At 65.0% G+C, this 25,787-nt stretch carries 24 protein-coding genes; 13 read left to right on the top strand and 11 right to left on the bottom strand.

Annotation, left to right across the window (positions count from 1 at the left end):
• The first annotated feature begins 45 nt into the window (after positions 1-45).
• From AC1DK9_RS15855 to AC1DK9_RS15845, 3 genes are read left to right on the top strand one after another with little or no spacing between them, the layout of a single operon-like run.
• Entirely contained in the window at positions 46-501 is a 456-nt protein-coding gene (locus tag AC1DK9_RS15855; RefSeq protein WP_476916513.1) for a universal stress protein, read from the top strand.
• Positions 502-533: 32 nt separating this feature from the next.
• Positions 534-926 (top strand): VOC family protein, encoded by a 393-nt coding sequence (locus AC1DK9_RS15850; protein WP_476916512.1) that lies wholly within the window; start codon positions 534-536, stop codon positions 924-926.
• A 37-nt stretch (positions 927-963) separates the two neighbouring features.
• Positions 964-1,755, top strand: a complete 792-nt coding sequence (locus AC1DK9_RS15845; protein ID WP_476916511.1) for an SDR family NAD(P)-dependent oxidoreductase — start codon at positions 964-966, stop codon at positions 1,753-1,755.
• A gap of 31 nt (positions 1,756-1,786) precedes the next feature.
• Here AC1DK9_RS15845 and AC1DK9_RS15840 read toward each other — a convergent pair whose 3' ends face one another.
• Positions 1,787-2,644: a 3-hydroxyacyl-CoA dehydrogenase gene (locus AC1DK9_RS15840; RefSeq protein ID WP_476916510.1), complete on the bottom strand. Its 858-nt coding sequence runs from the start codon at positions 2,642-2,644 to the stop codon at positions 1,787-1,789.
• 13 nt (positions 2,645-2,657) lie between these two features.
• Positions 2,658-3,302, bottom strand: coding sequence for a TetR/AcrR family transcriptional regulator (locus AC1DK9_RS15835; protein ID WP_476916509.1), 645 nt, complete (start codon positions 3,300-3,302; stop codon positions 2,658-2,660).
• Positions 3,303-3,371: 69 nt separating this feature from the next.
• Here AC1DK9_RS15835 and AC1DK9_RS15830 point away from each other — a divergent pair, with 69 nt between their 5' ends.
• Together AC1DK9_RS15830 and AC1DK9_RS15825 are read left to right on the top strand one after the other, a co-directional pair.
• A complete protein-coding gene (locus AC1DK9_RS15830) occupies positions 3,372-5,777 on the top strand; it encodes an alpha/beta fold hydrolase (RefSeq protein ID WP_476916508.1) in 2,406 nt (801 codons plus the stop codon).
• 63 nt (positions 5,778-5,840) lie between these two features.
• Positions 5,841-6,428, top strand: coding sequence for a TMEM175 family protein (locus tag AC1DK9_RS15825; RefSeq protein ID WP_476916507.1), 588 nt, complete (start codon positions 5,841-5,843; stop codon positions 6,426-6,428).
• 40 nt (positions 6,429-6,468) lie between these two features.
• Here AC1DK9_RS15825 and AC1DK9_RS15820 read toward each other — a convergent pair whose 3' ends face one another.
• The gene (locus AC1DK9_RS15820) at positions 6,469-7,266 is read right to left on the bottom strand and encodes a dioxygenase family protein (RefSeq protein WP_476916506.1); all 798 of its coding nucleotides are present in this window, start codon (positions 7,264-7,266) and stop codon (positions 6,469-6,471) included.
• A 195-nt stretch (positions 7,267-7,461) separates the two neighbouring features.
• Here AC1DK9_RS15820 and AC1DK9_RS15815 point away from each other — a divergent pair, with 195 nt between their 5' ends.
• The 6 genes from AC1DK9_RS15815 to AC1DK9_RS15790 all read left to right on the top strand — a co-directional run bounded on the left by AC1DK9_RS15815 (position 7,462) and on the right by AC1DK9_RS15790 (position 13,865).
• Complete coding sequence (locus AC1DK9_RS15815; RefSeq protein ID WP_476916505.1) at positions 7,462-8,211, top strand: polysaccharide deacetylase family protein; 750 nt, start codon at positions 7,462-7,464, stop codon at positions 8,209-8,211.
• A gap of 78 nt (positions 8,212-8,289) precedes the next feature.
• On the top strand, positions 8,290-9,363 hold the full coding sequence (locus AC1DK9_RS15810) for a DNA polymerase IV (RefSeq protein ID WP_476916504.1): 1,074 nt from the start codon (positions 8,290-8,292) through the stop codon (positions 9,361-9,363).
• Positions 9,364-9,392: 29 nt separating this feature from the next.
• The gene (locus AC1DK9_RS15805; RefSeq protein ID WP_476916503.1) at positions 9,393-10,166 is read left to right on the top strand and encodes a hypothetical protein; all 774 of its coding nucleotides are present in this window, start codon (positions 9,393-9,395) and stop codon (positions 10,164-10,166) included.
• A gap of 229 nt (positions 10,167-10,395) precedes the next feature.
• Positions 10,396-12,066, top strand: a complete 1,671-nt coding sequence (locus tag AC1DK9_RS15800) for a phosphodiester glycosidase family protein (RefSeq protein WP_476916502.1) — start codon at positions 10,396-10,398, stop codon at positions 12,064-12,066.
• 47 nt (positions 12,067-12,113) lie between these two features.
• Positions 12,114-13,199 carry a glycerophosphodiester phosphodiesterase gene (locus tag AC1DK9_RS15795; protein WP_476862874.1) on the top strand — a complete coding sequence of 362 codons (1,086 nt, stop codon included), beginning with the start codon at positions 12,114-12,116 and terminating at the stop codon, positions 13,197-13,199.
• Positions 13,200-13,328: 129 nt separating this feature from the next.
• Complete coding sequence (locus AC1DK9_RS15790; protein WP_476862873.1) at positions 13,329-13,865, top strand: hypothetical protein; 537 nt, start codon at positions 13,329-13,331, stop codon at positions 13,863-13,865.
• Between the two features lie 87 nt (positions 13,866-13,952).
• On the opposite strand, the gene AC1DK9_RS15785 is transcribed toward AC1DK9_RS15790, so the two are convergent.
• The 8 genes from AC1DK9_RS15785 to AC1DK9_RS15750 form a co-directional block, all read right to left on the bottom strand.
• Positions 13,953-14,468 carry a DUF805 domain-containing protein gene (locus tag AC1DK9_RS15785; protein WP_476916501.1) on the bottom strand — a complete coding sequence of 172 codons (516 nt, stop codon included), beginning with the start codon at positions 14,466-14,468 and terminating at the stop codon, positions 13,953-13,955.
• Between the two features lie 223 nt (positions 14,469-14,691).
• Entirely contained in the window at positions 14,692-15,666 is a 975-nt protein-coding gene (gene nrdF, locus AC1DK9_RS15780) for a class 1b ribonucleoside-diphosphate reductase subunit beta (protein ID WP_018761532.1), read from the bottom strand.
• 90 nt (positions 15,667-15,756) lie between these two features.
• Entirely contained in the window at positions 15,757-17,877 is a 2,121-nt protein-coding gene (nrdE, locus tag AC1DK9_RS15775; RefSeq protein ID WP_476916555.1) for a class 1b ribonucleoside-diphosphate reductase subunit alpha, read from the bottom strand.
• A 65-nt stretch (positions 17,878-17,942) separates the two neighbouring features.
• Positions 17,943-18,431, bottom strand: coding sequence for a class Ib ribonucleoside-diphosphate reductase assembly flavoprotein NrdI (nrdI, locus tag AC1DK9_RS15770; RefSeq protein ID WP_476916500.1), 489 nt, complete (start codon positions 18,429-18,431; stop codon positions 17,943-17,945).
• A gap of 42 nt (positions 18,432-18,473) precedes the next feature.
• Positions 18,474-18,719 (bottom strand): glutaredoxin-like protein NrdH, encoded by a 246-nt coding sequence (gene nrdH, locus AC1DK9_RS15765; RefSeq protein WP_476862870.1) that lies wholly within the window; start codon positions 18,717-18,719, stop codon positions 18,474-18,476.
• A 422-nt stretch (positions 18,720-19,141) separates the two neighbouring features.
• The gene (locus tag AC1DK9_RS15760) at positions 19,142-19,873 is read right to left on the bottom strand and encodes a hypothetical protein (RefSeq protein ID WP_476916499.1); all 732 of its coding nucleotides are present in this window, start codon (positions 19,871-19,873) and stop codon (positions 19,142-19,144) included.
• A 164-nt stretch (positions 19,874-20,037) separates the two neighbouring features.
• A complete protein-coding gene (locus AC1DK9_RS15755) occupies positions 20,038-20,934 on the bottom strand; it encodes a hypothetical protein (RefSeq protein ID WP_476916498.1) in 897 nt (298 codons plus the stop codon).
• A gap of 245 nt (positions 20,935-21,179) precedes the next feature.
• Positions 21,180-21,827, bottom strand: a complete 648-nt coding sequence (locus AC1DK9_RS15750; RefSeq protein ID WP_476916497.1) for a hypothetical protein — start codon at positions 21,825-21,827, stop codon at positions 21,180-21,182.
• Positions 21,828-22,257: 430 nt separating this feature from the next.
• Here AC1DK9_RS15750 and AC1DK9_RS15745 point away from each other — a divergent pair, with 430 nt between their 5' ends.
• A complete protein-coding gene (locus AC1DK9_RS15745; RefSeq protein WP_476916496.1) occupies positions 22,258-24,600 on the top strand; it encodes a bifunctional polysaccharide deacetylase/glycosyltransferase family 2 protein in 2,343 nt (780 codons plus the stop codon).
• A 58-nt stretch (positions 24,601-24,658) separates the two neighbouring features.
• A complete protein-coding gene (locus AC1DK9_RS15740; protein ID WP_476862865.1) occupies positions 24,659-25,753 on the top strand; it encodes a chitinase in 1,095 nt (364 codons plus the stop codon).
• The last annotated feature ends 34 nt before the right edge of the window (positions 25,754-25,787 follow it).

Below are 25,787 nucleotides of genomic sequence, written 5' to 3'. Positions count from 1 at the left end.
ATTCCACCACGGCAGCGCTCCGGACCGAAAAGAAGTGGAGGAACCATGACCGGCCAGGACAAGTTCAGGATCGTGGTGGGGGTGGACGGTTCGCCGCAATCCATGGCGGCCCTGGACTGGGCCGTCGAAGAAGCAAAGCTCCGGGACGGCCAAGTGCTGGCGCTGTCGGCATGGAGCTTCCCATACGTCAGTGATGCCCTTGGCCAGGCCTGGGACTACGAGGTCTTCAAGTCGGACGCCGAGTCCATCCTCAAGGAGGAGCTTGAGCGTGTTAAGCACAGCGGTGTGGCGATCACCGGACGCGTTGTGCAGAGCAATCCCGCCTCAGCGCTCGTGGAAGCATCCCGGGAGGCCGACCTGGTGGCCGTGGGCTCACGCGGCCACGGCGGATTCGCTGGCATGATGCTCGGATCCGTGTCGACCCAGACGGTCCACCATGCGTACTGCCCGGTCTTGGTATTCCGCGGCCCACCCGCTGAGCAGGCCACTCCGCGGCAGTGATCCCGGAAGAGCTTGTGGGCTATCGTGGTGCCATGCCGAGCCAGCTAGCTTCTGTTGCCATTGACGCGACCAACCCTCGGATTGTGGCGGACTTCTGGTGCGCCGTCCTTGGCTGGCGTGTCGTCGAAGAGGACAGCGGCATCGTCACCATCGCGCCCCAAGACGGGATCCGGCCCTCCATCGACGTGATTGCGGTGCCCGAGGGCAAGACCATCAAGAACCGGCTGCACTTCGACCTGCGGGCCGACGGCGTGTCGACAGCAGAGGAGCTGGAGCGCCTGCTCGCCCTCGGCGCGGTGCGGACGGACGTGGGCCAGGGCCCGGACGTCAGCTGGGTGGTACTGGCTGATCCCGAGGGCAACGAGTTCTGCCTGTTATCGCGATCCGTCCAGGACGTGGAGCGGGAAGAACCCGGCCAGCCGTAAGGAGTCCAGCGACTCCCCCGCAGCGCAGCAACGGACGATGGGAACCATCTTGGCACGCATCTTTGTCACCGGATCCACAGCCGGGCTGGGCCTCGGCGCGGCCCGCACCCTGATCAGGGACGGGCACGACGTCGTCCTGCACGCCCGCACCCGCGAACGCGCCAGCGCTCTCAAGCAAAGGGCCAGCGACGTGGCAGCCCAGGCGGCCGGCGTCGTCGTCGGCGAGCTGGGCAGCGCAGCGGAAACCCGCTCGGTTGCCGAGCAGCTAAACAGCATCGGCCGGATGGACGCCGTCATCCACAATGCCGGCACCTATTTGGAACCGAACCGCGGAACCACCCCGGAAGGCCACTCGCGCACACTGGCCGTCAACACCCTGGCGCCGTACCTGCTCACTGCGTTGATCGACCGGCCGGACAGGCTCATCTTTCTCAGCAGCGGCCTGCACCGCAGCAGTGGCGTGGAGTTGGCAGACATCGATTGGACAGCGCGGCGCTGGAACGCGGGCGAGGCCTACGCCGAGAGCAAGCTGTACGTCACCACCCTGGCCCTCGCCGTGGCGCGGCGCTGGCCTTCGGTGCTGAGCAACGCCGTGGACCCCGGCTGGGTTCCCACCAGGATGGGCGGTCCCGGTGCGCCCGACGACCTGGAACTGGGGTATCTGACCCAGACGTGGCTGGCCGCCAGCAACGATCCGGCTGCCCGCACCAGCGGCGGGTACTGGCACCACCGCGCCCTGCGCTCCCCGGCAGCCGCCGCCCTTGACCCCGGCTTCCAGGACCGCGTTTTGGATGAACTGGCCGGGCTGACCGGCGTTCAGCTGTCCTGACTGACGTTGCTCCGGGTCAGTTTGCTCTGGGTCAGTAGGTGTAGAAGCCCTCGCCCGTGGCCACGCCGAGCTTGCCCTGGTCGAGGTAGTTCTCCTTCAGGTACTGCGCGAAGGCCTGCGATCCCGCTGCCGGCGAAGAGGCGGCGATGTTGTACGCGGTTGTCAGGCCAACGACGTCGAAAATCTGGAAGGGGCCACTGGGTGCGCCGGTGGCGATGCGCCACGTCTTGTCGATGGTTGCCGGCTCGGCGACTCCCTCCAGCAGCAGGCCGGCGGCCGCGTTCAGGAGCGGGACCAGCAACGAGTTCAAGACGTAGCCGGCCTTTTCCTTCTTGATTTCAATCGGCTCCAGCCCGCTGTTCCGGGCGAATTCCACGACGGCGGCGAACACGGCCGGATCGGTCTGGGCCGTGCCCATCACCTCAGCGACATTCTGCGCCCAGATGTTGTTGGCGTAGTGGAGGGCGAGGAAGCGCTCCGGGCGGCCGGTGGAATCCTTGAGGTCGCTGGGCAGCAGGGTCGAGGAGTTCGTGGCGAATATCGTCTTCGCGGGGGCGAGCTCCGCGAGCTTGCGATACAAGCCCCGTTTCAGCTCGAGGAGTTCGGGCACGGCCTCGATCACGAGGTCCGCATCGGCGACGGCGTCCGCGAGGTCGGCGGTGAGGCGAAGGTTGCCGAGGGCTGACTCTGCTCTGGCCTCCCCGGCGCCGGCGACATTAGCCGCCCGGTAGATACCGGCGAGCTTTGTGAAGCGGGCGCGGGCCTCGTCCAGCGCCGCCGCGTCGACGTCGTAGGCGGTGACGGAAAAGCCGTGGAAGGCGGCCTGGTAGGCGATCTGGGAGCCGAGCACTCCGGCGCCAAGCACGGTGAGGGTTTTGATCTCGGGCATGTGCGTTTTCCTTTCAGCCCCGGCCGTTACCGGCGGCCGGCGTGACGGATCCGTAGATGCTACGGATCCAGATGGTCGATAGGACATCCAGGGCGTGGGATTCCTCGATGGCGGGCGTTTCATGGTTGAGCACGGCGGTGATGACCCGCTCGTTCATGAGGTTGAGGCTGACCGCCAGGTCGTGGGCGTCGATGCCCCCCGCCGCGGCCCCGCGGGCCTGCTCGGAGAGAATCACGCTGCTGGAGAAGTCGACCCAGGACTGCATCGACTTGGACCAGAGCGCACGCACTTCCTCGCTGCGGGCGCGGGCTGCGATGGCGGCGGTCGCGACACCGCGGTGGGCCACAAAGACCTCGACGAACATGCCGATGGATCGGGTCCAGGCACCTGCGGGGTCGCTTTCGAAGTCCCGCGGCAGGGCGCCCACCCGGTGCTCAACCTCGGTGATCACACGGTCCAACAGGGCGAGCAGCACCTCGTCCTTGGACGAGAAGTAGAAGTAGAACGTGGGGCGCGAAATGCCGGCGCCCCGGGCAAGATCCTCGATCGACACCTCGTCGAAGGCACGCTCGCCGAGGAGCTCCTCGGCGGTGATCAGGATCGCGTCCTGGCGCTCATCCCCCGAGATGCGGGCACTTCGTCTTCCTCGTTGAGCCATGCGCCCATCCTAACCATTGTTCTCAACACTGTGTTGACTCTCTCGACTTTAAGTCGATAACTTGGCGTGATGAGCGAGCACGTGGATGTGTTGATTGTCGGAGCCGGGCTGAGCGGCATAGGTTTTGCCAGCCGGCTGAAGCGCGAGGTCCCTGGGAAGACCTTTGCGATCCTGGAATCCCGGAGTGCCGTGGGCGGCACCTGGGACCTCTTCCGCTACCCGGGGATCCGGTCAGACAGTGACATGTATACGCTCGGCTACTCCTTCCGGCCCTGGGCCGGCGCCAAAGCGATCGCCGACGGCGACTCGATCCGCGAATACATCCAGGCGACGGTGGCCGACGAGGGACTCGAGCCGCAAATCCGGTTGAACACCCGGGTGGTCTCGGCGGACTGGTCCAGCGATACGGCGCTGTGGACCATCACTGCCGTCCGCACAGTCGGCGGCGAATACCAGCCCAGTGATGGAATACCCGGGAGCGAGGAGACGATCAGCTTCACGTGTTCATTTCTCTCTGTCTGCTCGGGCTACTACCGCTACGACGAAGGGTTCACACCGGCCATCGAGGGCGCGGACTCCTTCGCCGGTCGCATTGTGCATCCGCAGCACTGGCCCGCGGAGCTCGATTACGAGGGCAAGCAGGTTGTGATCATCGGCAGTGGAGCCACCGCCGTGACCCTGGTCCCGTCGATGGCGAAGACAGCAGCGAAGGTGACCATGCTGCAGCGCTCCCCCACCTATATCGCCCCTGTTCCGTCCCGGGACCACCTGGCTGACCGGCTCCGGGGCAAGCTCCCGGCGCAAGTGGCCTACGACGTCGTACGGGCGAAAAACATCCTCTTTTCGATGTTCACCTACCAGCTCAGCCGGCGGCGTCCGGAGACCATGAAGGCGATCCTCCGCAAGTCCGCCGTCGCGAAGCTCCCGGCCGGCTTTGCTGTGGACACGCACCTGGCGCCCACCTACCAGCCTTGGGACCAGCGTGTCTGCGCGATCCCCAACGGGGACCTCTACCGCGCCATCAGCGCCGGCACCGCCGACATCGTGACCGACAGCATCTCGCGGATCACCCCCGGCGGGATCGACCTGGTCTCAGGCGGGTCGATCCCGGCCGACGTGATTGTCACGGCGACGGGCCTGAACCTGCTCGTGATCGGCGGCATGACGCTCACCGTCGACGGCGAGCCCGTGGACGTGGGCAAGACCCTCACCTACAAGGGCATGATGCTCGACGGCGTCCCCAACTTCGCCCTGACCATCGGCTATACGAACGCGTCCTGGACCCTTAAGGCGGACCTCGTGGCGGGCTATATCTGCCGGCTGCTGAAACATCTCGACCGCCGGGGCCTGCAATGGGTGGCACCCCAGGCGCCCGCCGACATCGCCGGCGGCGAGCTGACGTCACTGATCGACCTGAAGGCCGGCTACATTTTCCGCGGGGCCGATCAGCTACCGCGGCAGGGGGCAGGATCTCCGTGGCGGCTGCACCAGAACTACTTCCGCGACTTTGCCCTGCTCAGGGCGGGCCGGCTCAAGGACCATGTCCGCTTCGGCCGGCGCGGGCAACGCGTGCCGGCCTCCGGAAAGCGGACGGCTGCGCCGGATCCGCTGGAGCTGCCGGGAACCGGGCACGTCGACGTCGGCGGCACGCGGGTGCGCTACCGGAGGACCGGGAGCGGGGATCCGGTCCTGCTGCTGCACGGGATCGGCCAAAGCCTGGAGGACTGGACCGAGCAGCACGAGCGACTCTCGGCACGCCACACCGTGTACAGCGTCGACCTGCCCGGCTTCGCCTACTCCGAGCGGCAATCCGGGCCGGCGACCCTTGCGAGGCTCGCCGATGCCCTGCCGGCGTTCCTTGATGCCGTCGGGGTGCATGAGCCGCTGCCGGTGATGGGCAATTCGCTGGGCGGGGCCGTGGCCATGAAGCTGGCCGTTGACCACCCGGATCGCGTGTCAGCCCTGGTTCTGGCCAACAGCGCCGGGTTCGGCAAGGAGGTTGCCCTCGCGCTGCGCCTGCTCGCCATCGGGCCGCTTGCCGGGCTGCTGATGCGCCCCGACCCGACGGCCTCACGCCGCACCGTCCAGGCGATCTTCTACGACAAGGCGCTCGTGACGGAGGACCGAATCAGCCATTCGCTGAGCTTGTCCCAGCGGGCATCGCACCGCCAGACGGTCCTTGACATCACCCATGATTTGGGGACGATTTCCGGCATCCGGGCGCAATGGCGGACGGAATTGCTGGCGGCCGTCGCGGAGCTGGACATTCCCTCGCTCGTGGTCTGGGGCGACCACGACCATATCCTCCCGTTCAGCCACCTCGAAGCTGCCCTGGCGGCACTCCCCCACGCCGAATCGCATGTCTTTCCGAAGACGGGGCATATGCCCCAGATAGRGCGGGCCGACGAGTTCGCCGCCGTGGTGGAGGACTTCCTTGCCAGACGGGTAGTACGGAGCCCGGCGGCGGGAGTGTAGCCCGCTCCGCGCCGTTGCCCTGGAAGTCTGCCGCGTGCATGATGACTGGATGGAGGGATCGGCGTGAACAAGAACCGCCTGGAGGCGTTCAGCGACGGCGTGCTGGCCATCATCATCACGATCATGGTCCTGGAGCTGAGGGTCCCGGAGGAACCGACCTGGCATGGGCTGGCCGCCGTCCTGCCGACGTTCTACAGCTACCTGCTCAGCTTTGTCTACGTCGGGATCTACTGGAACAACCACCACCACATGATCCACTTGGCCGACAGCGTCAACGGCGCGATCCTATGGGCCAACCTGCACCTGCTGTTCTGGCTGTCGCTGTTCCCCTTCACCACCCGCTGGATGGATGAATCCGGCTTCGTCCAGGTGCCGGTGTTGGTCTACGGCATCAACCTGCTCTGCGCGGCCATCGCCTACTACGTCCTGCAGCAGGCGCTGATCCGCCGGCAAGGCAGGGCGGGAGCCCTCTCCCGCGCGGTCGGCCGCGACTGGAAAGGCAAAGTCTCGCCGCTGATTTACCTGGCCGGCATCGCATTGGGAGTGGCCCAGCCGCTGCTGGGGGTGGCCGTCTATACGGTCGTGGCGCTGATCTGGCTGGTTCCGGACCGCAGGGTCGAACACTTCGTCACCCAGGCGGGACGAGGCTAGCCTTTTCCGCCCGCAACTCCAGGCCCTGCCGGGGCGTGGCTTAGGTCAGCGTCCACGAGCGCTTTGACAGGCCGAACCAGAATCCGTCGATGGCGGTCTTGGCCTGCAGGGCGCCCGACTCGTACGCCGCCCCGAGGGCCACGTACAGCGGGGCCCAGTGCTCGCTGCGGGGGTGCGCCTCGCGGGCCGCCGGGGCCTTGTTGAGGAAGTCCAGGATGGAGTCGACGTCGCCGCGGGCCATGGCTTCTTCCGCCCAGTGGTCGAACTCGCGGGAGACCGACGGCGGGGTGCTGTCCGGGCCGCCCGCAGGATTGAACCACCGCAGATTGTGGGTGGTGAACCCGGAGCCAACGATCAGCGTGCCGCGGTCGCGCAGCGGCGCCAGCGACTTGCCCAAGTTAAACAGGCCCTGCGGATCGAGGGTGGGCATGGACATCTGCACGACCGGCACGTCCGCTTCCGGGAACATCTCCTTGAGCGGGACGTAGGCGCCGTGGTCCAGGCCGCGGCTCTCGTCCCGTTCAACGTGGTGGCCGTGGCCGGCCACGAGCTTCTCCACCTCGGCGGCCAGCCCGGGCGCCTGCGGGGCGTCGTAGGTGACTTCGTAGTACTTCTGCGCGAATCCGCCGAAGTCGTAGACCAGGCCGGGATTGCGTCCGGTGGCGCTGAGCGTGACCGGGGCGTTCTCCCAGTGGGCGGACACCATGAGGATGTCTTTGGGCTTATCAAAGGAGCCGGACCAGTTGCTCAGCTCCCGGGTCCAGGTGGCGTCGTCGGCCAGCGGCGGCGCACCGTGGCTGAGGAAGAGAACGGGAGGGCGATCGATGGTCTGCGTCATGACAATCATTCTACCCGGCTTTAGTTGAAGGTTCAAGTGTCTTCTTTGGCAATGAGCTTCTCCCCTCTCGACTGCTCGACGACGGGCCTGTTGGCTCTAGTGCTTCGGAGTTTCCGGCCGGAAGCTTAAGTCCGGGAACAAATCGTGCTTGATCGCGTCGAGGGGCGTTCCCGGTTGCTAATGAGGTGGCGGCACATGAAGATCTTGCGGCTGATGCTTGTGACTCTGATGGTGGTCATGGGGTTTAACGCTCCAACGCCCACCGTGGCCGCCGCCCGGCCGGCAGTAATCCAAACGGTCACCAGCCCCATGCCGCAACTGCACTCCGCGTCCCGCCTGTCTGCCGCCGAGAAGTCCAATATCCTGCATCTTTACTACCACGGCGCGAAAGTTCGCCTGACCTTCGATGACTGCGCCAGCCAGGCTCGCCTCACCGGGATCCTCAACTGGCTGCGCAAAAACAACGTGCAGGCCATCTTCTTCTTTACCGGCACATGCATGCTGGCCCACCCTACGTACCGCACGCAGCTCATTAAGGCCCACCAGCTGCTGGGCAACCACAGTTTCGACCACGGCGACTATTCACGGATGACCTCCGCTCAGATCTACACCGAGGTCCGCCGCCACGGCAGCGCCCTGCCCACCACGTCACCCAAACTGTGTCGGCCCCCTTATGGCGCCGGGGCCTTCAGCCTGCGGGTCTACAACGCGTTGGCCCGCGCCGGCTGCCGCCCCGCATTCTGGACGGTCGATACGCGGGACTGGGACGGATCCTCGGCCGCCACCATCATCCGCCGCGTCCAGTTCGGCGACCGCTTCACCCCTCGCGCCCGGGCTGGCGGCGTCATCCTGATGCACGGCACCGGACCCCATACCCTTGAGGCGCTCCCGGGTGTCCGCCGGGCCCTCATGTACTGGGGGCTTGCAACGTTCCATCTCCGCTAGGCCAGCTGCCGCGGGCCCGGTCCGGAGGTTCGACGAAAAGCCGGCGCCGGCCCGGGGCGTTTAGGGCAGACTGGTGGCGTGAACGGAATCAGCTGGGTGCTGCACGTCGATCTCGACCAGTTCATCGCCGCCGTCGAAGTGCTCCGGCGGCCCGAGCTTGCGGGCAAGCCGATCATCGTCGGCGGGCGGGGCGACCCCACCGAACGAGCCGTCGTGTCGACCGCCTCCTACGAAGCCAGGGCCTTCGGCGTGGGGTCCGGAATGCCGTTACGCGTTGCGGCCCGCAAAGTGCCCGACGCCGTCATCCTGCCCGTTGATCACGAGGCTTACCTTGCGGCGTCCGAAACGGTGATGGCAACGTTGCACGCGCAGCCCGGCGCCACCGTCCAGGTGCTGGGCTGGGATGAAGCCTTTGTGGGCATTAGGTCAGACGATCCCGAGGCTTATGCCCGGCAGGTGCAGGGAGCCGTGCTGGAGCAAACGCAGCTGCACTGCAGCATAGGCATCGGCGATACCCTGGTCCGGGCCAAGGTTGCCACCGGGTTCGGCAAGCCTGCCGGCGTCTTCCGCCTCACGGCAGCGAACTGGCTGGATGTAATGGGCAGCCGCTCCACGAAAGAGCTCTGGGGCATCGGAACGAAGGTCTCCGGCCGGCTGGCCAAGCTCGGCATCACTACTGTCGCCGAGCTCGCCGCGGCCGACCCCCAGCTGCTAGTGCCGGAGTTCGGCCCCAGGATGGGTCCCTGGTACGCGGAACTGGGACGCGGCGACGGCGCGAACGTCGTGGACCCCACTCCGTGGGTCGCCCGCGGGCACAGCCGGGAGACCACCTTCCAGCGGGACCTAACCGAGCCTGCCCACGTCGACAACGCCGTGCGGGAGCTGACAGCGCAGGTCCTCGAGGATGTCGCGGCCGAAGGACGGCCGGTGGTGGGCCTGACGTTGAAGGTCCGGTATGCACCGTTCGTGACCAAGACGCACGGGCGGAAGGTGCCCGAGACGTTCGACCGGGACGAGATCTTGGCGAGGGCCATGGACCTCGCGGCCCTGATAGAAGTCGGCCGGCCTATCCGGCTCCTGGGCCTCCGGGCCGAAATGGCCATGCCAGACGATGCCCGGAAGGGGCACACCCCCACACGCGGCGGCTGGTGACGTCTGTCCCCCGCTGTATCCTCGGGAACATGACTGACAGGCCGCCGCTGGTGCACCGAGCACGCGACTGGATCGCAAAGGCACGTTCTTTTCACTACCGGCAGCTCACCACGCACCGGAAGGTGAGGCGGCTCGGAAAAACCCGCCTGACATTCACCACGGGCCAGGCGCTCACGAGTGTGGGCGGCTTCTTTCTTGCCGGCTCTAGCGGCTCCGCAGGCGCACCGGACTGGGTCGTCCTCGCCGTCCTGGCCGGAGGCTTCTTGGCTGGAAAATTCCTGTTCCCCACTCCAAGCAGCAGCGTTGCCAGCCGGCGGGGCCCGGCCGACGTCGTGAGCAGAAGCGCTGCGGAGCTCGACACGCTGGCCCCGGAGGAAATCCGGATCTATGAGAACAATATGGTCCTAAAGCACCGACTCAAGGACACGCGGCAGCTGGGGACAGCACAGGCGCTGCAGCGCCAGCGCGAGGCCACCTGGAGGGTGGAGGAAGCCGCTGGCGTGGCCTCCGGAGGGCTAAGTGGGCTGTCGCTGGCCGACGCCCACGCCTTTGGGGCCGCCGCGGCCCAGCACAAACTTCTCGACAGCCGGTGGCTGGCGTACGAGGTGGACCCGAAACTGCAGTTCGATTTTCCGTCGATGTCCGATGCTGCTTTCCCCGCCACCGCGGCCATGCTCCGGGCTCGGCGCCGAGCCGAGCAGGTAAGGTCGGAAGGCGACACGGCAAATTACCGGTCCGCCGTGTCTGCGTTCGGCAATGCACTGACGGCAGCGGAGTCCGCCGCCGGAGTGCCGCGGAGGTAGCCCCGGTCTGCTGTAACCCAGTTAAGACCGGTGCCACTGGTCACGCCGGGGTCGGCCCTGTCTGCACGGCCGGCCGAGCAGTGCTGAAGGCGTAATTGGGGGTGACCACGCTTGTGGGGAACGTCCGGACATTTCTACCCCAACCCGCGGTGAACAGTTCCCGAAAGCCGGATAAACGGCGGCGTGTGGGTACCGGTTCCGCATCCTCGCGACCCTAGCGTGGGTGACCATGATCGACACCAATCAGCGTCACCGCCGCGTAGTTATCACCGCCGTCGCCGTGAGCCTCCCCCTCGCCTTTCTTTCGCCGGCCGGAGTCTCCACCGCGGCACCCGCTGCTCCGGCCCCGGATCGGCAGACGGCCGCACACTCAAAGCCGGGCCATCTTGACCTTGGCGCAGCGGACCAGCCGGAAACGCGCACCGTGACCACCCTGGCCCCGGGCCTGACCCGGACCATCATCACCCGCGGCACCCCCAACCCGGACTTCTTCTGGACCGCCGAAGTGGCCGTCCCGTCCACCTCTCCCGACCCGGACGCCCCCGCATCGGCACTGGCCACGCAGGCCCGGGCCCAACTGGTCGCAGACAGGCTGAAGTCTGCAGGGATCGCGGCCAGGGTCGAGCACGTCCAGTCACCGCAGCTGGCAGATGCCGGCGGAGACCTCGGTTATAGGGTTCGGGCCGGACAGTTTACGGCCAAGGCGGACGGAACCGCGACCGTGGACCAGATCAAGGCGGCCGGCTACACGTCCTCCGTCATCTACACCGGCTGGGACGGCGACGCCGGGACCAGCGAGGATGACCGTGGCCCCTGGAACCTCCAGGTGCTCACCATCGACCCCAAGAAATTCAACGGCAGCCTGACCTCCTCGGCCGGCCCCAGCCTGGAGGACCGCGAGACCACGAGCTCACTCGCTGCCGCGGCAGGTGCCCTGGCCGCCACGAACGGCGGCTACTTCGTCATGGACCCGAAGGCCGGCGCCCCCGGTGATCCCGCCGGCGCTGCGGTCCACGAAGGCAAAGTGCTCAGCGAACCGGTCGGGGACCGTCCCTCCCTGGTCCTGGACCAGAACGGGACTTCCATACAGCGTCTGCACTGGCATGGTGCGGTCACCGCCCCGGGTAGGCCCGGGGCACTCCCCCTGGACGGGATTGACCGTGTTCCGGGACTCATCCGCAACTGCGGAGGCACCGACGACACCCCCACAAACCTGCCGCTGCACGACTTCACGTGCACCGATGCGGACGAGATCGTCGCCTTCACTCCGGAGTTCGGGCCCTCCACGCCGTCCGGGCCTGGACTCGAAGTCATCCTCGACGCCCACGGAACCGTCACCGCGGTCAACCACACCCGAGGCACCACCATCCCTGCCGGCGGCCGGAGCCTTCAGGCCATCGGGGCGGACGCGGACAAGCTCGCTACACTCGCAACCCCCGGCACCAAGCTCAAGGTCGACACAGACTTGATCAATGAGGCCGGCAAACGCCTAAAGACCCGTGCCACGACGGACGTCGTCAACGGCGGCCCCACCCTCGTCCAAAACGGCCAGCTCAACGTCACGGCCAAGCGAGACGGCATGGTCCGCTCCGATGACAACAACAGCTTCTTCTACGGCTGGGTCCACAAGCGGAATCCCCGTACCTTCGCGGGAGTCGACGCCCAGGGCCGCACCCTCCTGGTCACCGTAGATGGACGCCAAACCACATCCCTGGGCCTAAGCCTGAATGAAGAAGCACATGTGGCCCGGTCCCTGGGAATGGTCACCGCCATGAACCTCGACGGCGGCGGATCCACCACCATGGTCCAGGGCCGCCGGGTCGTGAATTCACCCTCCGACGCCACCGGCGAACGCCCCGTAGGCGACGCCCTCCTCGTACTCCCGGCACGCAAGCCATAGCGGTACGTGCCTTGAACCTTCACCATCACAACTACCCTGGAGAACCCATGAAGTACACAAAGCTGCTGACCGCTGCTGCCATCACCGCCGGCCTCGCCCTGGGAACATCCCTCCCGGCCCAGGCCGCTGACACCAACCCGAACGGCACCGACAACCACTTTGACCTGCAGGCGCACCGCGGTGGCATTGGCCTTACCGTCGAATCGACGCTCGCCTCGTTCGCCAAGGGGATCGAGACCGGCGTCAGCACCCTCGAGATGGACCTGCAGATCACCAAGGACGGCCGTGAAGTGATCACCCACGACCGGAAGATCAACGGGGACAAGTGCCGCGACACGGCACCCGTTACCCCAGGCGACCCCAAGTTCCCGTATGTCGGCAAATACATCAAGGACCTCACCTTCGCGCAGGTCCGCAGCCTGGACTGCGGTTCCTCCAGCCTGCCGCAGTTCCCGGGCCAGCAAGCGTCCCCGGGCGCGAAGATGCCGACCCTCGCCGAGGTCTTTGACCTGGCGAACCGTTACCGGGCCAGCCAGGTCAAGTTCAACATCGAGACCAAGGTAGAAGCCGGCGCCCCGGAAGAAACCGCTCCGCGTGAGCAGTTCGTCGACGTCGCCCTGCGCGAAATCAACAAGGCGCACATGGCCGAGCGCGTCTCCATCGAAAGCTTCGACTGGGGCTCGCTCCGCCTGGTAAAGGAACGCCAGCCCGGCATTCGCACCGTCGCACTGACCAACAAGGACTTCCTGCAGGCCGGGCAGCCCGGCAAGTCGCCGTGGCTCGGCGGCATCGATGCTGACGATTTCCGCGGCGACCTGGTGGACGCGGCCGCGTCCCTGGGATTCGACGCCATTTCCCCGGTCCACGGCACGCCGCAAAACGGGACCGTCACCGACGCCAACTACGTCCCCTACGTCACCGCAGACATGGTGTCCCGCGCCCACGCCAAGGGCATGCAGGTCATCCCGTGGACCGTCGATGACAAGCCGACGATGCGCGCCCTCATGGATTACGGAGTCGACGGAATTATCACCGACTACCCGAACCGGCTCCGTCAGGTCATGGCCGAGCGTTCGATGAAGCTCCCGAAGCAGTTCACCCTCGAGCCCGGGGCATCAGCACACACAAGCTGATCGGGCACCCCACGCCCTGAGGCCCCTGTCCCGACTATCCGGGGCAGGGGCTTCTTGGCGCATAGCGGTCGAAAAAAGATGTCCCCGAACGCAAGAGCTGTGCCGCTACAGAGGCCTACACTTTCAGCCATGGGGGCCTCAAAGTCAGACGCGGTAACAACTCCGGTGATCGGGCGGCTTGCGGTCGGTATCTGCGCCGCGGCCAACCTGATCATCCTGGGCGTAATCATCACGGACGCAGCATCCACCAGCGCAGCCGCGGTCCTGTCCGCCATGGCCCCACCATCAGGGCCCCTCGGGCTGCTGGCCTTCGGGCTCGGGGCTTCCGTCATCCTCGGCGTCATCTTCGCGGTGAACTCCCTGACCGGTCACGACCCCGACAACGGGGAGATGCTGAGTCTCTTCAGACGCAACGACCTCAGCGGATTGAGCGAAGCCGCACCAGCCATGCCGCTCCTCGGCTTTTCGTTCCTGACCTATTGGCCGGGCTTCATGGGCGTCACCTGGTTCGCGTGGAGACGGAACGAGCCGGCCTCTGCCGTAGCCCAGGTGAGCGCCACCCTCACACTCGTTGGCGCTGCTGCCTTGGCTCTGTGGCTGATCCTGGTCGCTCTCAGCATCAGGGCACCGCGCTCCGCGGAAAATGGCACGCCGAAGCAGCCCTAGCTTCGCCGGATCGCTCAGCCAGCAGGCCCAAGACAAGGAAAGCCCCGCCGTCACCGACGGCTGGGCTTTCCTGTTCCTGCGGGCGGCTTAGGGCTGCCAGACGCCGGCCTGGTGGACGGGCTCATCGAAACGCTGCCCTTCGGGCTTAGGGCCCATCAGGGTGAAGACAAGAATGATGAACGGTCCGGCGAACGGAATCAGCACCAGAAGATACATCCATCCGCTGAAGTTGGCGTCGTGGAGACGGCGGACCATGAGAGCCAGGGACGGGATCAGCACCGCCAGCACCCAGATACCGGCCAGGATCAGTCCCACGATCATGCCCGCGCCCGGGACGCTGGTGCCGTTGGGGCCAAGCTTCGCGCCGGCCGAGCCGCCGGCAACCATGATGACGTTCAGGACGATGGAGACGATGCCGGACACGAGCGCCCACCACCAGTATTCACTTCGACTGGCGCGGCCGCTGAACGTCGCATACTTCTTGAAGAAGCGCTTGACGGCCGCCGGCAACGGCGCACCGTAATAGGGTGCCCACAGCGGCGGTTCGCCTCCCTGCAGGGCCTGGTGCGGGTCCTGCTGCTGCGTATATTGCGGATAGCTCAAAGTTCCCCCATGGATTTGTTGGTGGTATGACGCGCTCATGGTACGACGCCGAGCAGACGCTGACCCCGTTCCAGGGGATTTTTGGGCCGCGTTTCCTGACAGACCCCGTGGCATGAAAAAGGACGGCACCGAGCAGGCACCGTCCTTGTGGACTGTTTGGCCAGGGCGTCGGCCTACCTACAGGTCCTGCAAGTAGGCCGACGCGCTCCTGTAAACAGAAGAACTAGAAGTCCCAGTCCTCGTCCTCAGTATTGACAGCCTTGCCAATCACATACGACGAACCTGAACCCGAGAAGAAGTCGTGGTTCTCGTCTGCGTTCGGCGACAGAGCCGAGAGGATTGCCGGGTTCACGTCGGTGACGGAGGCCGGGAACATGGCCTCGTAGCCGAGGTTCATCAGCGCCTTGTTGGCGTTGTAGTGCAGGAACTTCTTGACGTCCTCGGCCAGGCCGACGCCGTCGTACAGGTCGTGCGTGTACTGGACCTCGTTCTCGTACAGCTCGAAGAGCAGTTCGAAGGTGTAGTCCTTGATTTCCTGGCGCTTCTCCTCGGAGACCTTCTCCAGGCCCTTCTGGAACTTGTAGCCGATGTAGTAGCCGTGCACGGCTTCGTCGCGGATGATGAGGCGGATCAGGTCGGCCGTGTTCGTCAGCTTGGCGCGAGAGGACCAGTACATCGGCAGGTAGAAGCCCGAGTAGAACAGGAAGCTCTCCAGCAGCGTGGAGGCCACCTTGCGCTTCAGCGGGTCGTCGCCCTGGTAGTAGTCCATGACGATCTGGGCCTTCTTCTGAAGGTTCTCGTTCTCAGTGGACCAGCGGAACGCCTCGTCGATCTCCTTGGTGGAGGCCAGCGTGGAGAAGATCGAAGAGTAGCTCTTGGCGTGCACCGACTCCATGAAGGCGATGTTCGTGTAGACAGCCTCTTCGTGCGGGGTGAGCGCGTCCGGGATCAGCGAGACGGCGCCGACGGTGCCCTGGATGGTGTCCAGCAGGGTCAGGCCGGTGAACACGCGCATCGTGAGCTGCTGCTCGGCCGGCGTCAGGGTGTTCCACGACTGGACGTCGTTGGACAGCGGCACCTTCTCCGGCAGCCAGAAGTTGTTGACCAGGCGGTTCCAGACGTCCACGTCCTTGTCGTCCTGGATGCGGTTCCAGTTGATCGCCTCGACGTGGCTCAACAGCTTGACCTTCTCGGTCATGTCATCCCCTCAATGTTGGGTAGTTCTCTAAGTTAAAGCGTACGACGGCGGGCGGGCGCCCGCCGTCGTACTCAAGCCTTCAGCGGCTGCCTACAGCATGCAGCTGACGCAGCCCTCTACCTCGGTCCCTTCCAGCGYGAGCTGGCGGAGACGGATGTAGTAGATGGTCTTGATGCCCTTCTTCCAGGCGTAGATCTGGGCCTTGTTGATGTCGCGCGTGGTGGCGGTGTCCTTGAAGAACAGCGTCAGCGACAGGCCCTGGTCCACGTGCTGCGTGGCCGCGGCGTAAGTGTCGATGACCTTCTCGTAGCCGATCTCGTACGCGTCCTGGTAGTACTCCAGGTTGTCGTTCGTCAGGTACGGCGCCGGGTAGTACACGCGGCCCAGCTTGCCTTCCTTGCGGATCTCAATCTTGGAGGCCACCGGGTGGATCGAGGAGGTGGAGTTGTTGATGTAGGAGATCGAACCGGTCGGCGGGACGGCCTGCAGGTTCTGGTTGTAGATGCCGTGCTCCATGACGGAAGCCTTCAGCTCCCGCCAGTCATCCTGAGTGGGGATGTGAATGTTCTGGAAGAGCTCGGCAACCTTGGCCGTCTCCGGGACCCATTCGCGGTTGATGTACTTCTCGAAGAACTCGCCGGAGGCGTACTTCGACTTCTCGAAGCCGCCGAAGGTCTGGCCGGTCTGGATGGCCAGCTTGTTGGAGGCGCGGACCGCGTGGAACAGCACCGTGTAGAAGTAGATGTTGGTGAAGTCCAGGCCCTCTTCGGAACCGTAGTGGACCCGCTCGCGGGCCAGGTAGCCGTGCAGGTTCATCTGGCCGAGGCCGATCGCGTGGCTCTGGTCGTTGCCGCGGGCGATCGAGGGCACCGAAGTGATGTTGGACATGTCGGAGACCGCGGAGAGGGACCGGATGGCCGTCTCGATGGTCAGGCCGAAGTCCGGCGAGGCCATGGTCTTCGCGATGTTCAGCGAGCCCAGGTTGCAGGAGATGTCCTTGCCGGTGGTGTCGTAGGACAGGTCATCGTGGTACGTGGTGGGCTGGGAAACCTGGAGGATCTCCGAGCACAGGTTGGACATGATGATCTTGCCGTCGATCGGGTTTTCCCGGTTCACGGTGTCCTCGAACATGATGTACGGGTAGCCGGATTCGAACTGGATCTCGGCGAGGGTCTGGAAGAACTCGCGGGCCTTGATCTTGGTCTTCTTGATCCGGGAGTCGTCCACCATCTCGTAGTACTTTTCGGTGACCGAGACGTCGGAGAACGGCATGCCGTAGACCTTTTCGACGTCGTACGGCGAGAACAGGTACATGTCCTCGTCGCGCTTGGCCAGCTCGAAGGTGATGTCCGGGATCACGACGCCGAGCGAGAGGGTCTTGATACGGATCTTCTCATCCGCGTTCTCGCGCTTGGTGTCGAGGAAGCGGTAGATGTCCGGGTGGTGCGCGTGCAGGTACACGGCACCGGCACCCTGGCGGGCACCGAGCTGGTTGGCGTAGGAGAAGCTGTCCTCGAGGAGCTTCATCACGGGGATGACGCCGGAGGACTGGTTCTCGATCTGCTTGATCGGCGCGCCGACCTCGCGGATGTTGGTCAGCGCGAAGGCAACGCCGCCGCCGCGCTTGGACAGCTGCAGCGCGGAGTTGATGGAGCGGCCGATCGATTCCATGTTGTCTTCGATGCGGAGCAGGAAGCAGGAGACCAGCTCGCCGCGCTGCTTCTTGCCGGCGTTCAGGAACGTCGGGGTGGCCGGCTGGAAGCGGCCTTCGATGATCTCGTCCACCATCGCGGTGGCGAGCTTCTCGTCGCCGCGGGCCAGGTGCAGGGCCACCATGCAGACGCGGTCCTCGTAGCGCTCCAGGAAGCGCTTGCCGTCGAAGGTCTTCAGCGTGTAGGAGGTGTAGAACTTGAACGCGCCGAGGAAGGTCTCGAAGCGGAACTTCTTCTTGTAGGCGCGGTTGAAGAGCTCGCGGATGAAGTTCATCGTGTACTGATCGAGGGTTTCGCGCTCGTAGTACTCGTTCTTGACGAGGTAGTCGAGCTTTTCCTCAAGGTCGTGGAAGAACACGGTGTTGTTGTTCACGTGCTGCAGGAAGTACTGGTGCGCGGCCTCGCGGTCGGCCTCGAACTGGATCTCTCCGTTCGGGCCGTAGAGGTTCAGCATGGCGTTGAGCTCGTGGTAGCCCAGGCCCTGGTAGGCGGCCGGCAGGGCCGGCTTCTCGCCGGGGACTGTGTGCTTGTCGACGGCGGTGTTGGCCGGAGCGCCGATCCCCTCTACTGCGGTGTCTGCGACAGTCGTGTCCAAAATTCTTCCAATCCTTGTTGTACTCGGCTGACGTCTTCCGGCGTCCCCATGAGTTCGAAACGATATAGGTGCGGGACCTGGCATTTGGCAGCGATGATGTCGCCGGCCATGCAGTAGTTGTCCCCAAAGTTCGTGTTGCCCGCCCCGATCACTCCACGGAGCTGTTGCCGGTTTCTCGGATCATTCAGAAAGCGGATGACCTGCTTCGGAACCGAGCCCTCTCCCCCGGTCCCCCCGTAGGTGGGAAGGACCAACACGTACGGTTCGGTGGCCACTAGCGCCGGCTCCTTCGACAGAAGAGGGATGCGGGCGGCGTCGACACCGAGCTTCTGCACGAAGCGCTTGGTGTTTTCGGAGGTAGAGGAGAAGTAGATGAGGTGGCTGCTGGTGGTCCGGAGCGTGGCTGAGTCCACGGTCTCTGCTGCCAGCGGCCGGTCGGCGGTTGCCGGTGCAGCCATGGGAGTCACCTCATCCGACGTGGTGTTGCCTTGGGTAGCGTTTCAGGCAACCGCGACGGCGGCAGCCTGCGCCAGTTCTTCGATCTTGTCCGGGCGGAACCCGGACCAGTGGTCTCCGTCGGTGACGACGACCGGGGCCTGCATGTAGCCCAGGGCCTTGAGGCGCTCAAGGGCCTCGGCATCCTGGGAGATGTCGACGCTCTGGTAGGCGATGCCCTTCTTATCGAGAGCGCGGTAGGTGGCGTTGCACTGCACGCAAGCCGGCTTCGTGTAAACCGTAACGGTCATGTCCTTCAGTCCCCTTTGTTGAAATCTGTGGTTCGTGTCCGGTGGGCCTGACCGGAACAGGAATCCTTATCCGTTACTGGCCCCGCCTGGCGGTCTGCAACCGCTCCGCTCGAACTGTATGTCGATACTACATGTAGTGCAAGAGCCCCGCGCGGACCCCAAGATGATGTATTACAAGTATGTCATTTAACCCACTTTTAATCCACAGCCCGGGGCCCTCAAAATGTCCGGATTTCAGCCATTTTCACGGACGAAATCCACACCCTGTGGAGTACTTAGCCACAATTAACCACTCCGCGTGTCGGATTCCGGACGGCGTGTCGCGGCTCCGTCCCAGCAGGCCCCGGAGTGGCATAAAGCACCGCCTCCAGTGGGCGAAGGCACAGCTAAGGGAGGGCCGGCTGGCCGGGTCCGGGCGGCGCTCAGCCAGCCGGGCGCAGCGAAGTGATCATCTGACGCAACGAGTCGTACTCCTCGGTGCCCGTATAGGCCTCCGGAGTGTCGACGTCCGGCGCTTCCCCCTGGACCGGGACGAGCGGGTCATAGACCCCGCTGAAGGCCGCCACGCCCGGCGGCCAGTTGAAGAATTGGAATATCGGGCAGGCACTGCGGCCGCTTGGCATCGGGGCGGACGTGATCCCGTAGGACAGCGGGGCCGGCCTTGACGGGTAGGACTCATGGTCGTCCCGCCCCTCGAAAACAAAGCGCGGCTTCACGCCGTCCTGGGCAAGCGCCGGCAGCTCCTGCGAGTCCATCACGGCATAGGGCGATTTCTGGGCGCAGTTCGCTTTGGTCACAATGTTGGTGCGCAGGGTGGCGATCGACTTTCCGTTGCCGGTGAGGACTTCGAGGAAGACACCTCCCGGCGCCGCCTCAGGCGCCCGGTCCTTGACGACCCAGTCCGGTGGATAGTCGAACATGAACTCGCCGTCCGGGGTCGAATACGTCTTCCAGGCGGCCTGCGCGGTCGGCCGCGGGGATGCCTGGGCTGCGGGCTTCAGGCCCGTCTTTGAGCCTGCGGACTGGCTTGGCGAGGACGTTGGAGCCGTCGTCCCGGCCCCCGTCGGCGGGCCGCCCGGCGAACACGCCGCCAGCAGGGCGGCGACGCAAAACCCTACGGAAACTGCCTTGAAGCACGGTCCGGACCGACGCATGGCGCCCTCCCCTTTTGGGTGCTACTACTCCGCTCTATTCTGCTTCGTCCCAGCCCAAAGACAAGGGTCTTTGGCCTCCGGCGCGGATGAAAAACGGGGGCTGGCGAAGTTTCGCCAGCCCCCGCAGGGCTTCCGGACGGCGCCGGAAGTCAGTCTCTCGACAGCTACCGCTTCAGGAGAGTGTTCCCGTAGCCGGCGTCGCATTTGCCGTCGTGGATGACACCTGCGCCCGGCGCCACCGCGTAGTTGCTGGCCGGGTTGAAGACAGCCGTCCGCATGTTGGTTACCTTGCTGGCGCAGTTATCGGCGCCGTCAGAACTCATGCTCTGGCCGCCGATCCACATGTCGATCCAGATGGTGGAATTGGTGCCCTCCACGTTGGTGCCCTGGTGGCAGGGGCCGCCCTGCGGGTCGTTGCCGTCRCCGCAGCTGTCCTCGACGATGAAGTAGCGGCGCACGTCCGGAAGGTAGATCCGGGTGCCGGCGGGGAAGTCCAGCACGTCCTTGCCGGTGGCCGTGGAGTGGCCCACGGCGATGGTGATCGGGTCCTGGTAGGTGCCGGTGCCGCCTGCGGTCTTGTGCAGGATCGGGTGGCTGATCGTGGCCGAACCCACGGGCGTGTTGTCGTACCAGGTGTACGCCGTCGTGTAGGTGGTGTGAACAATCCGCTCAGACGAGGACGCCGGAACTACCGGCGCCGGGGCCGGCTTGGGCGCGGCGGGAACCACGGCCGGTACAGCGGGCACTGCCGGCGCTGCGGGTACCTTCACGGCAGCCTTTTTAGCTGCCGCAGCGGCTGCAGCCTTCTTGGCGGCAGCGTCTGCCGCTTTTGCCTTCTTGGCGGCAGCAGCAGCAACCTTGGCCTTCTCGGCAGCGGCACGCTGGGAGGCTCCGATTTCGGCGGACGGCTTGTCCGCTGCGGTGGTGGAGGTGGCTTCAACACCGGCGTTGGCCGATCCTGAGGACTGTTCGGTCGAGTTGGCGGCGCCGGTGGCGCCACACGCCGAGGTGGCGAGTAGAACCGAGAGCATGCCGGCAGCCAGCAGATGGTTTCTGCGCATGGAAAATAAAGCCTATTCATGGAGTGCGGAAAACGAGCAGTCGTCCGAAGACATGTCCTGCCCGGACTTGGTCACGGTCTGCGGAACGCAAAGGCGCTGCCACCTGGGGACTTATCACACGCGGGAGCGTTCAGGACGCTCCGCCAGGCGTGTGCGCCAACCGGTGACCTAAACGTTACCTTGCATGTCATGGAGAGGCCAATCGACAGGGTCCTTTGGCCTGTCTTGGACGTTTCTTCCCGATCTCAGGGTGTCTTGGGGGCCGCTGACGTCGTGACGAGCTGGTTCCCGTAACCGCTGTCACACTTGCCGTCGTGGATCACGCCATTTCCGGAGGCTACGACGTAGTTGTCCGCTGGGTGGAAGATCGCGGCCCGGACGCCCGTTATTTGGTTGGCGCAGCGCCTGGCAAAGGACTCACTCTCCCCCTCGCCGCCAATCCAGACGTCAAGCCAGCTGGATGCGCCGCCGTGCCTGGCGGCCATGGCGTGGCATGGCCCATCCTCGGGGGTAGGGCCGTCGCCGCAAGTGTCCTCCACGATGAAGTAGCGGCGAACATCGGGCAGGTAGATCCGGGTGCCGGCAGGGAAATCAAGGACGTCATGGCCCGTCGCCAATGAATGCCCGACGGCGATGGTCACCGGATCCGCGTACGTCCCGGCCCCGCCGGCCTTCTTGTGCAGCACCGGGTGGCTGATGTCCGGAGAGCCCTCGGGTGTGTTGTCGAACCACGTGTAGGCCGTGATGTAGGTGTCCGGAGCGGCCGTCAGTCCCGATGCCGCCGGAGACGTCGGTGGCGGCGGAGCCGGCGGAGCCGGCGGCTCGCCCTCGCACGCGGCGACGGCCAGGACAACCGACAGCAAGCCCGCGGCCAGTCCGATTTCTCTGCGCATGCAGCCTCCGCCTCCCCTAATACCCACCACGTACCTTGAACGCTACCCTTGCGCCCTGCTGCCGCGATAGCCACAATTTCCGGCCGCCCTCCGGCGGCCCGCGGCACCACGGCCACCTACCCCGCACGCACCCGCCACTCGGCACCAATCGCGGTACTCGGCCCATGAAACCACGTAGGGCCGCCCCGAAAACGCGAGTGTTTTCTACGCGTGTGTGACCCCATTGGGCGCTCCTAACCTCGAAGGCATGAGGGTACGCCGCGAACCGGCGACTCGTGCGGCTTCCGGGGAGAGATCAAGATGAGCGCCAATTTTTCCCTCCGCGAACTGATCGCCAGTTCCGGGTTTGACCCCCGGACAACAGAGCTGGCGCTCACGCCCTGACCTAGGTCGGGGCGTCATCACACAAGATTTCCTGGCGAGGCAATCCATGACGAAATCATCCCCAATTTCCGGCACTGCACCGGTCTTCTTCGATCCCAGTGGAAAACGGTGGCGACGGATTCTCGTCGCCTTGGTGGCGAGTGTACTGCTGATCGTTTTCTCGGTCGTATGGATCCTGCCCGCCGCCAGCGCTCCGGTCTGGAAAGCGCCGGTGAACCAGTCGGTGGATTACCCGCGGAAATTGCTGGCCACCCAGGACCTGCGGAATATTCCCCACATCGGCCCTGAAGGCGGCTTCGTCTTCGACCGGATTGCGCTCATCGAGCGGCGAAACGGCAAGGTCTTCCTCAAGGACCCCTTCAGTGACACCATCTGGCGGGAGGCAACAGCCGACGAAATTGATCTGATCGGCAACAGCCCGTACGCCATGGAATCGTTTGGGAAGCCGGCGGACCACACCTTGATGTTGACTTTCGATGATGGTCCCGATCCTCGGAATACGCCGCAAATCCTTGACCTGCTATCCAAGGAAGGCGTGCCGGCAACGTTCTTCACGGTTGGCGACAATATCGTCAAGTATCCCGACATCTTCCGCCGCATGACCCAGGAAGGTCATATGGTCGGAAACCACACGATGTCCCACATCGATTTCTGGGCCCACGACGACCTCTTCAACCGCCAGCAGCTTATTGGGGCGGACCGGGTGATGCGCGCTGCCGACAACTACGGGACACGGCTGTTCCGGATCCCCACCGGAGATCCGGAAAACAACACCCTGGCCCTCCTGCAGGCCCAGCAGTTGGGTTTCCTCCACATCAACATGGACTTTGATACCCGCGACTGGTCCTACGCTCCCGGCGCTCCGATCAAGGCCCAGAAGCTTGACGGGCAGGGACACATTGTCCTGGTTCACGACGGTGGCGGCGACCGCAGCGCAACGATCGAAATGCTTAAGACTTTCATCCCGCAGGCGAAAGCGATGGGCTACACCTTCACCACGGTCGAGCCTTTGCTCCCGGCGGAATACATTCCGCAGACCGACGTCAAAGGCTCCGTGGAAGACGAGGCCACCCTGGCCRCGATGACAACGTACCTGGTAACTCCGAACGTCATCCTGACCTGGCTTTTCTGGTTCGGCATCGGCTCCCTTACCATCCTGACGTTCCTCTACGTGGTGCTTGCCGTTATTAACAATCACCGGCAGAAGAAACGTCGCTGGGCGGACGTCAAGGAGGAAGACTGGCCATTCGTCAGCGTGGTTCTACCGGTATTCAACGAAGAACTCGTCGTGGCCAAAACCCTGGACGCCCTGCGGGCCAGCGACTATCCCCGGATGGAAGTCGTCGCCATTAACGACGGCTCAACCGACGGGACCCTCTCGGTACTTTCCGAATACGCCCGGACCTGGCCGCAACTGCGAGTTATTGACCAGCCCAACGGCGGAAAGTCCGCCGCCAGCAACCACGGCATAGCCCAGTCCCGCGGAGAAATCGTGGTTACGCTCGACGGCGACACACTTTTCGAACCGCAGACGATCAAGATGTTTGCACGCCATTTCCTGGCGCCGCGGAACGGGAAGATAGTCGGAGCAGTCGCCGGGCACGTGAAAGTCGGAAACCGGCGCAATCTCCTGACTGCCTGGCAAAGCCTCGAATATCTGTCCGGCATCTGCGTCACCCGAATGGCGGAGGGGCTGATGGGAGCGATCTCCATTGTCCCGGGCGCCTGCGCAGCCTGGCGGCGGGAGGCCCTCATCCAAGCAGGCGGCTACTCCCACGACACGCTTGCTGAGGACGCCGACCTGACTCTGTCCTTGCAACAACTGGGCTACAGCATCGTCCAGGAGAACAACGCCGTCGCCTGGACCGAGGCGCCCATGACCCTCCGGGGACTGTTCAAGCAGCGGCTCCGCTGGACCTACGGCAACATCCAGACGCTGTACAAGCACCGCTCCATGCTCTTCAATCCGCACTTCGGCGCCCTCGGCATGCTGACCATGCCGTACGCACTGATCTCGGTGCTGGTCCCGCTGGTGTTCATGCCGCTAACGGTCATCGTCGCAGTAACCAGCCTGGCCCGCGGAGAATGGCAAGCCGTTGCAGCGTTCTCGATATTCGTCGCCGCAACCCACATGATCATTTCGATCGTGGCGGTCCTGATGGTCCATGAGAGTCCCATGCACCTGCTCATGGTCCCCATCTACCGGCTCATTTACGAACCGCTCCGCGCCTACGTAGTGTTCGGATCCGCGATTCTGGCACTGCGGGGCACCGCCGTCGGCTGGTACAGGCCGGAACGCACCAACAGTGTGCTGATGCCTACGGGCCAGGCAAAGCTGAGTTCCCTGGCCCCGGCCCCCGCACCGGCGGACAGCCTGGCCCCGTTGTAGCCTGGGCCCTGGATCCGTGGCGAAAAGAAGGCCACCCACGTGGACGTAGGGAGCAAATATGCACCGACGGCATAGGCCCCGCTCCGGCAGACGGAGCGGGGCCCTCGCGGCAATCGCCGTCGTGCTGGCGGTAGCCGCCTGTTCTCCCGCACCGCCGGCCAACTATGGCCAGGAGCCACGCGGGAGCCAGCCCACGCAGGCCCCTCAGTGGTTTGGGGGCTACCTGGACGTCACCCTCAGCCCGGGCGTCCGGCTGCAGGACACGGCGCCCCAAGGAGCCGCCACCACGGTCCTGTCCTTCATTACCGCACATCCGAAAAACCCCTGCCAGCCCTCTTGGGACGGCGTCCACACTCTTGATCAGGCCGCCGCCAGGCTGAGCGTCGACAGCCAAATAAGACCCTTCCGCGCGGCTGGCAATGACATCGCTGTCTCTTTTGGAGGCCAGCTCGGCACCGAACTCGCCGCGGCCTGCACGGACGTCGACGCGCTCGTGCGGGCTTACTCGGCGGTCATCACCAGGTACGGACTCGATACTGTCGACTTCGATATTGAAGGCACCGGGCTGAAGGACCAGGCCGCAACAAAACGGCGTGCCGCGGCCGCCGCGAAACTTCAGGCCCAACGTCCTTCCGTCAACCCGTTGAACGTATGGCTGACGCTTCCCGTTTCCCTGCAGGGCCTGACGGCGGAGGGCGAAAAGTCCGTGACAGCCATGCTGGACGCCGGAGTTGAACTCGCCGGAATCAACATCATGGTGATGGACTTTGAGCCACTCGCGCCGGGCCAGACGATGCTCGCCGCGGCAAAGAGCGCCGCCGAGGCTACCCACAAGACGCTGAGTGCACTCTATAAAAAGGCCGGCAAGCCGCTCGACGACGCAGCCGCCTGGCAACTGATTGGACTCACCCCGATGATCGGGATGAACGATGTGAAGGGGCAAGTCTTCACGCTCGCGGACGCACAGGGCCTGAACAGCTTCGCCGTGGATCGCGGCATCGGGCGGCTCTCCATGTGGTCGCTGAACCGCGACGTCGCGTGCACCGCTACCAGCCAGCCGGAACCCGACAGCAGCGCTTCGAGCAACTGCAGCGGCGTCAAGCAGACGCCGTGGATGTTCGCGAAAGCGCTGGGCAAGTCCCTTTCCGGCTGAGCCCGGCGCCGGGTGCCGTCGCACCCAGCGCCCA

It is taken from the genome of Arthrobacter sp. 01T414, from assembly GCF_056398965.1.
Note: the sequence above shows the minus strand (reverse complement) of the source record. Positions and strands in the feature narration are given on the sequence as shown.

What these genes read in the sequence shown, in the direction of transcription:
- AC1DK9_RS15815 (WP_476916505.1), top strand. Translation starts at nt 7,462, where the DNA reads ATGAAGATCTTGCGGCTGATGCTTGTGACTCTGATGGTGGTCATGGGG.
- AC1DK9_RS15800 (WP_476916502.1), top strand. Translation starts at nt 10,396, where the DNA reads ATGATCGACACCAATCAGCGTCACCGCCGCGTAGTTATCACCGCCGTC.
- AC1DK9_RS15760 (WP_476916499.1), bottom strand. Translation starts at nt 19,873, where the DNA reads ATGCGTCGGTCCGGACCGTGCTTCAAGGCAGTTTCCGTAGGGTTTTGC.
- nrdF (WP_018761532.1), bottom strand. Translation starts at nt 15,666, where the DNA reads ATGACCGAGAAGGTCAAGCTGTTGAGCCACGTCGAGGCGATCAACTGG.
- AC1DK9_RS15790 (WP_476862873.1), top strand. Translation starts at nt 13,329, where the DNA reads ATGGGGGCCTCAAAGTCAGACGCGGTAACAACTCCGGTGATCGGGCGG.
- AC1DK9_RS15855 (WP_476916513.1), top strand. Translation starts at nt 46, where the DNA reads ATGACCGGCCAGGACAAGTTCAGGATCGTGGTGGGGGTGGACGGTTCG.
- AC1DK9_RS15750 (WP_476916497.1), bottom strand. Translation starts at nt 21,827, where the DNA reads ATGCGCAGAGAAATCGGACTGGCCGCGGGCTTGCTGTCGGTTGTCCTG.
- AC1DK9_RS15840 (WP_476916510.1), bottom strand. Translation starts at nt 2,644, where the DNA reads ATGCCCGAGATCAAAACCCTCACCGTGCTTGGCGCCGGAGTGCTCGGC.
- AC1DK9_RS15795 (WP_476862874.1), top strand. Translation starts at nt 12,114, where the DNA reads ATGAAGTACACAAAGCTGCTGACCGCTGCTGCCATCACCGCCGGCCTC.
- AC1DK9_RS15850 (WP_476916512.1), top strand. Translation starts at nt 534, where the DNA reads ATGCCGAGCCAGCTAGCTTCTGTTGCCATTGACGCGACCAACCCTCGG.
- nrdH (WP_476862870.1), bottom strand. Translation starts at nt 18,719, where the DNA reads ATGACCGTTACGGTTTACACGAAGCCGGCTTGCGTGCAGTGCAACGCC.
- AC1DK9_RS15740 (WP_476862865.1), top strand. Translation starts at nt 24,659, where the DNA reads ATGCACCGACGGCATAGGCCCCGCTCCGGCAGACGGAGCGGGGCCCTC.
- nrdI (WP_476916500.1), bottom strand. Translation starts at nt 18,431, where the DNA reads ATGGCTGCACCGGCAACCGCCGACCGGCCGCTGGCAGCAGAGACCGTG.
- AC1DK9_RS15805 (WP_476916503.1), top strand. Translation starts at nt 9,393, where the DNA reads ATGACTGACAGGCCGCCGCTGGTGCACCGAGCACGCGACTGGATCGCA.
- AC1DK9_RS15845 (WP_476916511.1), top strand. Translation starts at nt 964, where the DNA reads ATGGGAACCATCTTGGCACGCATCTTTGTCACCGGATCCACAGCCGGG.
- AC1DK9_RS15835 (WP_476916509.1), bottom strand. Translation starts at nt 3,302, where the DNA reads ATGGCTCAACGAGGAAGACGAAGTGCCCGCATCTCGGGGGATGAGCGC.
- AC1DK9_RS15820 (WP_476916506.1), bottom strand. Translation starts at nt 7,266, where the DNA reads ATGACGCAGACCATCGATCGCCCTCCCGTTCTCTTCCTCAGCCACGGT.